Here is a 7,630-nt window from a genome sequence, read left to right as displayed (position 1 = left end):
TCGACCGCTGACCGGTGGTCATGGGAACGCGCGGCTCTGATAGGTTCCGGGCCTTGATCCGCCGGATCAGTCGATCCTGTCAGTGGTACTGGGGAGGGGGCTCCGTGGGCCGGGTGCCGTCATGGTTGCGCAAGCCGCTGTTCATAGGGGTGCCGCTCGTGCTGGTGGCCACCGGGGCGGTGTTCCTCCTCGGTGCCGACCGGTCGGACAGCAGTGGTCATGCGGCGGCGAACCGGGCGCAGTTGAAGCGAGCCTGTGCGGGACTGCTGCCGTACGAGGAGCTGCGGGGTCTCGTGCCCGACGACGTGGCCGGCGCGGTCGGTCAGTACGGCACCATGCTCCGGCCCGATGAGGACAGCCGCTCCCTGGTGAACTGCTCTGTCACCTGGCCGGGGTATGGCTCGGTGCGGGTGCGGGCCGTCGCGCTCATCTCCCGGATGCCGATGACGGTGCGGGCCGAGGACATCCTGCCCGGCGGTGACGACGAGGGGTACGAGGCGCCCGGAGTCACCGGCAGGGCGGGCAAGGACGGGCGCGCATGGGTCGTCGCCGAGTGCCCCGGCGGGCTGGAGGGGCGGGTCCGTGAGGTCTCCGGGATGTATGTGACGGCCGATGTCGATCTGCCCGTTCCCGGCAAGGGGGAGTCGGTCGAGCACCTCGCCGACTTCCGTACCGCCGTCCAGGTCGCCAACGGGATCACTGCCGCTCAGAAGTGCGGTGGCCCGCCGCTGAGGACGCCCACCCGGGTCGTCGACACGTACGAGGCCCATGTCACCACGGACGCGGACGGCGGCAACATGGAGGTCGTGGGGATCGACGAGCCGGGCCTGGGCGTGAAGAAGTGCCGGGGGCTCGGCGAGCGCGCGGGCTTTCCCGGCAAGTGGACCGCCAGTGGCGATCTGCAGGACTCACGGCTGCTGAGCGTCTGCGACGCCACCATCCTGGACCGCAAGGACCCGGCGGACACCGATCCCACACCGCCCGACGGCGAGGTCGTCGATGTCTCGGCGGCGAGTTGGGCCGGGCCGCTCGGTGAGTCCGCCAACGGCCAGTACTACCGTACCGGCGACAGCTTCGGCTTCCGCGAAGGAGAGCGGACGAAGGTCATCCCCGACTCGGAGCCGCACGAACTCGCCCTGTGGGCACGGTCGGAGTGCGCCGCGGGCACCACGTACCACCGGGTCACCGTCCGCACGGAGACCTCCAGCCTCGATTCGCGCACGCTCAGTGAGGCGGAGCGGACGACGTTCTCCGAGGACGTCCGCAAGCTGATGGACAGCTATCTCGCCGACCCCGGCGGCTGGCCCGAGCAGCAGCGGTGCCATGACGCCGAGATCCTCGGAGAGGTGGAGGGATGGCGGTGAGGCGGATCGTCCTCCGGGCGGTCGCGGCCCTGTTCGCCGCGGCCCTCGCCGTCGCCGGGTACCTCCTGGTGCACGGCGACTTCCAGCGCTGGAGCGACGAGTCGGCACTCGACGGAGCCTGCGACGGCCTGCTCGACCGGAACGCGGTGCGCGGCGTCCTCGGGCCGGGGGCCGTCGAGGTCGAGCACGAAACAGGCGGTACGGGCCTGGTGGGCTGCGAGGTGCACGTCCAGGACGGCGGCACCGCCGAGATCCGTGTCCTCGACACCGCACACGTCGGACGGCGCTCGGACTCCCTCTACACGGGTTCGCCGAGTGCGCTCGCCGTACCGGTCGGCCACGGTTGGACGGGACTCTTCGGGGCAGCCCCGGACCCCTTCGGGGCGAGGGACCCCTTCAGGGCCGAGGAGGACGAGAAGGTGACCACGAGCCTGGTCCTCGAATGCGCCGGGGAAGCCGGTGCCAAGGGCCTGTCCGTCACCGTCGAGACCACCCTCGACACGTCCCTGGACGACCCGGCTGCGCGACCGGAGTTCGCCAGGATCGCCACCTCCACCGCGGCCAGGGCCTCGAAGGCCAGGCACTGCGGAGCCAGGCTCGGAAAGCCCGTCAGCAGCCTGGACCTGCCGGTGCACGAGGACGAGTACGAGCCGCTCGGCACAGCCGACGGAACCTGCTCCGGCATCCCCGCCGCACGCGGCGTGACGATCGCCACCGAGACCGCCCGCGGGGGAGCACCGCACGAGACGTGCCGGCTCGGTGACGCCGAGCGCAGGACACGCTACGTGATCGAGGCGGACTACGGCCCCTACGCGCAGGAGCGGTTGCGCCGCTACGAGGACGAGCCCTACGAGGACGCGCCGAACAGCGACACACCCGCGCACCACCGCGACCGTGACGGCCGGATGAGCTGGACGACGGCCAAGTGCGCGGGCGGCCGGGCCCTGTTCACCCTGCAGCCCTCGAACGAGAAGGGGGAGAGGCGCAAGTATCCGGGAGACAAAGCGGACCTTGCCTACGAACGTGCCGCACTTGAGGCATTCGCTCAGCGCTCGGCGAAAGCCCACGGATGCTCCGTCCCGGCCACTCCTTGACGCCGCCCCGAGCCTGAAGCCGTCGCCGGGACGGTGCGGGACGGGGACGAGCGGACTGCGGCGATGCCGTACAGCAGGTCCGCCCTGTCCCGGATCCCGTACCGCCTGGGTCGTCGCCTGTTCGGGTGGCGTGGCTGCCGTCCGTGACATCGCCGGGGAGACGGCGACCAGGGCGTGCACGGCGGCGCGGACCTGGTCGTCGACCACCTCGGGAGTGGAGGTGTCGAGCTTGCCGTCGAGGTGCAGGAATGCCAGGCCGTGGACGAGGGCCCACACCGTGGTCGACAGCGCGTCCGGATCGGCGCCGGGGAAGGCGCCGCGGACGATGCCGTGGACGTATGCGGAGATGGCGGCGGTCGCGACGCTCCTTGTTCATGAGCGCGAACACCGCCGACATGCAGCCGCCGACCGACTCGCCGGTCACGGCCACGCGGGAGGTGTCCAGGCCGTGCTCCGCGCCGTGTTCCAGGACCCATTGGCCGACGGCGTAGTTCTGCTCGACCTGGGTGGGGTACTTCGCCTCCGGCGCGCGGTCGTAGACGGGAAAGACCCCGGCCGCGCCGGCGCCGACGGTCAGTTCGCGGAAGAGGCGGTCGTGCGTCCTGTCGTCGCCGAAGACCCACCCGGCGCCGTGGATGAAGAACACGACGGGCAGCGGTCCGGTGGCTCCCCGGGGCCGGATGAGGCGGGTGCGGACCGTGCCCCACCGGCCCGCGTCCACGTTGACCCACTCCTCGTCGACATCGGGCCGGGGCACGCTCGGGTCGCTCTGCAGGCCGAGAAGGATCTCACGGCCCTTCTCGGGCGGGACCTCGTAGATCCGCGGGTGCGGATCGGTCGCCTCGGCCAACTCCTTCGCGGCGGGTTCGAGACAAGGGGTGATCGGCGGAGGAAGCTCGGTCATGTTCACTCCCTGTCACGAGCACACGCGTGCTCTGTTCTCGCGGCTTCACCAGACGCCGTACAGCAGAGAGGACCCGCGTACGACGCCACACCACGAGAGCCGCCTCGACGCCACGGCCTCCACGGCGGGGGCGGAGCGTATCCGTCAGCCGCCGAGCGCATGCACCTCACTCAGGATGGCGCGCATCTGCGGTCCCGACTTCTGGGCGTAGTCGCTGCCCGTGTATCCCCACCAGTCCCAGCAGCCCTGGGGATTGCCGCGCAGGAGGCTGATGTCGGTCTGCGGATAGAGGATCACCAGGTTGTTGGTGTCGGCGTACTCGTTGAGATGGGACTCGCGGGCGAACCGGTCACCCACGAACTTGTTGTCGCTCATACAGCCGTGCAGGGCGACGACCAGCTTGCACGCCGCCCCCGCCGCGCAGGAGTCCGGCGTGTAGAGGAAGCTGCTGCTTCCCATGCTGTACCACTGGGCCAGACCCCCTGGCACATACCGGTTCTGGTCGTGCCGGCTGACGGTGCCCGACTGGGCGGCGGCCGGTGCGTTCACCTGCCCCAGCCAGTGACCGAGCATCTCCCCCTGCGGATCGTTTCCGCAGTTGATCAGGAACGGGTAGAACGTGGTGCCACAGCTCAGCGGGGCGTTCGGAGTGGGCCAGCCGTGCCCTGCCGGATCGGTGTCGTGGTACGCGGTCCGGGCCCCGAAGTCCCGGTAGAGCTGCACTCCTTCGTCGCTCACCGATGTCCGGACGAGGGGATCCTTGGTGCCGTGGTACGTGTAGACGGGCTTGCCTGCCAGGTTCGACACGGGGTCGATCCGTCCCTCGGCCGACCAGCGGCGGGCGATCTGTTCGATGCCTTCCGGATCGGTCGAGATCAGCCCCGTACCGCAGGCGATCAGGCCGACGACGATGCCGCCCTTGCCGCAGTAGTACGGACCCGCGGCGACGATGCCCGCGCCCTTGAAGGTGCCCGAGTAGGCGACCTGGAGCTGCGAGGCCATGAAACCGCCGGAAGAGATGCCGGTGACGTAGGTGTCGGTGATGTTGAGCCGGGGGAGGCCCGGTTCGCCCGCGTGGGCGGGGGCGGTGAGCCCCAGGGCCGCGGCCAGGGCGGCCGCCAGGGTGACAGCGGCGGACCGCAGGGAACTGAGCTTCATCGTGCGCTCTCCTTCACTGGTGTCCGTCCGGGGAAAGGGGGGCGGGAGCCGGGTCCACGGAGGAAGACGGACGGGGCCATGGTTGGCCGTGCACCGCCCCGCGGGAAATGGAGGTGAGCCACGTCGTCCACGGCGATGAGTGGAGATTCTCTCCGTCGCCCGGTGTGCACGGCGGCAGCGGTGCGGTATCACTGGCCGGGTGATGACAAAGCCGGAGACCACCGGTGCTCTGCTGCGCCTGCTGCGCGAGGAGGCCGACGAGACGGAGTTCCGCGCCGTGGCAGCGGCACCGCAACTCGTCGACGACGCCCTGGAGATACGTTCCAGGCTCGCGGCCCACCGCCGCCGGGAGGCCGCGCTCGCCGCGCTCTACGAGACCGCCGGTGACCTCGCCTCGCTGCGCGATCTGGAGGACGTCCTGCAGGCCATCGTCAGCCGAGCCCGCACCCTCGTCGGCACCGACGTCGCGTATCTGCTGCTCTCCGACCCGGAGGAGGGCGACACGTATGTACGCGTCACCGACGGCATCACGACGGACGGGTTCAAGACCGGCCGGCTCGCCGCCGGCACCGGTCTCGGTGGACTGGTCGCCGCGACCGCCGTGCCGTACCACACCGCCGACTACCCCAACGACGCCCGCTTCGCGCACACCCCGTACGTGGACGGAGTCATCGGCGCGGAGGGGCTGGTGGCCATCCAGGGCGTACCGCTGAAGTTCGGCGATCAGGTGTACGGGGTGCTGTTCGCCGCCAACCGCCGGGTGCGGCCCTTCTCACCGGACGAGGTCGACCTGCTCATCTCGCTCGCCAATCACGCCGCCCTCGCCATCGAGAACGCCACCCTCTTCGAAGAGGTCCGCAAGACCGCCGCCGTCCACGAGCGGCTCACCGCCGTCGCGCTCGACGGCGGCGGTCCGACGGGGCTGGCCTCGGAGCTCGCCGATGTACTGCGCGGCAGCGTCCTCGTGCTCGACGCGCAGGACCGGCCGCTCGCCTCGGCGGGCGACGCGCCGCCCGAACCCGCCGACCTCGTACGGGAGATGGCGCAGGCTCGGGCCCGCCGCTGCTCCGCGACGCGCGGAACCGTCTGTGTCACCCCGATCGTCGCCGCCGACGAACACCTCGGCACGCTGCTGCTCGTACGCGGCGGACTGGACGCCTCCGACCTCCACGCCCTGGAACGGGCCGCCCAGGCGGCCGCCCTCATGCTTCTCGGTGAACGTACGGTCGCGGAGGCCGAGCGCCGGCTGCGCGGCGAGATCCTCGAAGACCTGCTGGGCGCTCCGCACCGTGACCCCGAAGGGCTGCGGCGCCGGGCCGCGTTGGTCGGCCTGGACCTGGAGCGCGACCACGTGGTGCTGGTGGCCCGGGGCGGTGACAACGCCAGACGGCGCCGCATCACGGAACTGGCGGGCGGCCATGCCGCCCGGCTCGGCGGCATCGCGGGGGAGTACGGCGGCAACACGGTCGTCGTCCTGCCCGCCGCCGACGACCCCGGCGGTGCTGCCCGCACCTTCGCCGAACTGCTGACCGACGGGACCGGACACCCTGTCACGGTCGGCGCGGAGCCCGCGGCACCCGGCGCGGCGGCCGTAGTCGAGGCGCACCGCGACGCCGCCCGCTGCCTGGACGCGCTGGTCGCGCTGGACCGTGTCGGCGAGGGCGCCTGCCGAGACGATCTCGGCATCCACGGCATCCTGCTGGGTGCGGCGGGCCGCGACGAACTGGACCGCTTCGTCCGCCGCACGATCGGTCCGCTGCTGGCGCACGACGAGACCCGCGGCAGCGAACTGGTGCGCACTGCGCTCACCTACTTCGCCTGCGACGGCAACCTGAGCCGTACCGCCGCCGCCCTCTACGTCCATGTCAACACGCTCTACCAGCGCATCGACCGGATCTCGGCGCTACTGGGCCCGCTGTGGCGGCACGGCGACCACGCGCTCCAGGTCCACCTGGCCCTCACCATGCGGCGAACGGCGGGATAGGGCTCCGCCGGCTCGTGCGACGCCGTGCGGATTCAAGGCCGGCTCGGCTGGACGGCGCCCCTGCCGGGCGCGGCCGGCGCTCGGCTCGGGACGCCGCACGTCGTGCGGGGACGAGCCGTCCACCTGCTGATGTCGGCCCGTCCGTTGCCGGGCGCCGGCCCGCCGACGAAGCCGAACCGAGGCACAGGCCGGGTAAGTCGCCGGGCAGGCCCTAAGCCTTGCGGGCGACGGCGCACCACATGGGCAGGGTGTCGTCCGAGGTGTCGGACGGTCCGGGACGCCAGCGGGTCAGGGTGACAACGCCCGGTTCCAGGATCTCCAGGCCGTCGCAGAATCGTTGCACCTCGTCGCGGGTGCGCGGGGTGGCGGAGGCGTGGCTGGCGGCGCGCTCGTTGTAGATCCGCATGGATTCGGCGACCTCGGGGGCGGTGACGTCGACGGCCGGATGGGACAGGACGAGGTGACTGCCCGGGGCGAGGCGGTCCAGCAGCCGGCGGGTGACGTCCCACGGATCCTCGGTGTCCTTGATGTACTGCAGGATCGCCACCAGCATGAGGCCGACCGGCTGGTCCAGATCCAGGGTGTGGGAGGCCGCGTCGAGAATCGCGTCCACGTCCCGCGCATCGGCCTGCACATAGTCGGTCTGTCCCTCGGGGCCGCTGACCAGCAGCGCACGCGCGTGGGAGAGGACGATCGGATCGTTGTCGACGTAGACGACACGCGATTCGGGAGCGGCCCGCTGGGCCACCTCGTGGGTGTTCTCCGCGGCGGGAATGCCCGTACCGATGTCGAGGAACTGACGGACCCCGGTCGCCGCGAGGTGACGTACGGCGCGGCCGAGGAAGGCCCGGTTGGCCCGGACCGACGGCACGATCGTCGGGTTCGCCCGAGCAGCGAGCTCGGCCGCCTCCTGATCCACCGGATAGTGGTCCTTGCCGCCCAGCCAGACGTTGTAGACGCGGGCGGGGTGCGCGTTCGTGGGATGTGTCGTGGACAGCGCGTAGTCGTTCATCGTGTGTCACCTCGTGCGGCATGAAAGGCCAGGTCGGGCCAAGGTTTCGGCAACGGTACCCCGGTGATCCGCACCGCACCCCCGATCGGCGGAAGTTGCTCGGCGGGCGTTCGG

5 protein-coding genes and 2 pseudogenes are annotated in these 7,630 nt (G+C 71.3%); 3 read left to right on the top strand and 4 right to left on the bottom strand.

The window, feature by feature from the left end:
- The first annotated feature begins 104 nt into the window (after positions 1-104).
- Positions 105-1,364 (top strand): hypothetical protein, encoded by a 1,260-nt coding sequence (locus ACFV8T_RS28305; protein ID WP_385332764.1) that lies wholly within the window; start codon positions 105-107, stop codon positions 1,362-1,364.
- A complete protein-coding gene (locus ACFV8T_RS28300) occupies positions 1,361-2,458 on the top strand; it encodes a hypothetical protein (protein ID WP_385332761.1) in 1,098 nt (365 codons plus the stop codon). Before ACFV8T_RS28305 ends, ACFV8T_RS28300 begins: the two co-directional genes overlap by 4 nt.
- A 126-nt stretch (positions 2,459-2,584) precedes the next feature.
- On the opposite strand, the pseudogene ACFV8T_RS28295 reads toward ACFV8T_RS28300, so the two are convergent.
- The 3 genes and pseudogenes from ACFV8T_RS28295 to ACFV8T_RS28285 all read right to left on the bottom strand — a co-directional run.
- A pseudogene (locus tag ACFV8T_RS28295) lies at positions 2,585-2,827 on the bottom strand (WHG domain-containing protein); the annotation flags it as partial.
- Positions 2,820-3,362, bottom strand: a pseudogene (locus ACFV8T_RS28290) (alpha/beta hydrolase); the annotation flags it as partial. The pseudogenes ACFV8T_RS28295 and ACFV8T_RS28290, both read right to left, overlap by 8 nt.
- Positions 3,363-3,506: 144 nt before the next feature.
- Positions 3,507-4,520, bottom strand: coding sequence for a hypothetical protein (locus tag ACFV8T_RS28285; RefSeq protein WP_385332759.1), 1,014 nt, complete (start codon positions 4,518-4,520; stop codon positions 3,507-3,509).
- Positions 4,521-4,722: 202 nt separating this feature from the next.
- Here ACFV8T_RS28285 and ACFV8T_RS28280 point away from each other — a divergent pair, with 202 nt between their 5' ends.
- Complete coding sequence (locus ACFV8T_RS28280; protein WP_385332756.1) at positions 4,723-6,504, top strand: helix-turn-helix domain-containing protein; 1,782 nt, start codon at positions 4,723-4,725, stop codon at positions 6,502-6,504.
- A gap of 211 nt (positions 6,505-6,715) precedes the next feature.
- On the opposite strand, the gene ACFV8T_RS28275 is transcribed toward ACFV8T_RS28280, so the two are convergent.
- Positions 6,716-7,516 carry an SAM-dependent methyltransferase gene (locus ACFV8T_RS28275; protein ID WP_385332753.1) on the bottom strand — a complete coding sequence of 267 codons (801 nt, stop codon included), beginning with the start codon at positions 7,514-7,516 and terminating at the stop codon, positions 6,716-6,718.
- Positions 7,517-7,630 lie beyond the last annotated feature (114 nt).

It is taken from the genome of Streptomyces sp. NPDC059832, assembly GCF_042731715.1.
GTDB lineage: Bacteria > Actinomycetota > Actinomycetes > Streptomycetales > Streptomycetaceae > Streptomyces.
The sequence above is the reverse complement of the archived record's forward strand: the minus strand, read 5'-3'. Positions and strand labels throughout refer to the sequence as shown.

Excerpts from the sequence above, each read along its gene's own strand:
- ACFV8T_RS28285 (WP_385332759.1), bottom strand. The coding sequence starts at position 4,520 with ATGAAGCTCAGTTCCCTGCGGTCCGCCGCTGTCACCCTGGCGGCCGCC.
- ACFV8T_RS28275 (WP_385332753.1), bottom strand. The coding sequence starts at position 7,516 with ATGAACGACTACGCGCTGTCCACGACACATCCCACGAACGCGCACCCC.
- ACFV8T_RS28280 (WP_385332756.1), top strand. The coding sequence starts at position 4,723 with ATGACAAAGCCGGAGACCACCGGTGCTCTGCTGCGCCTGCTGCGCGAG.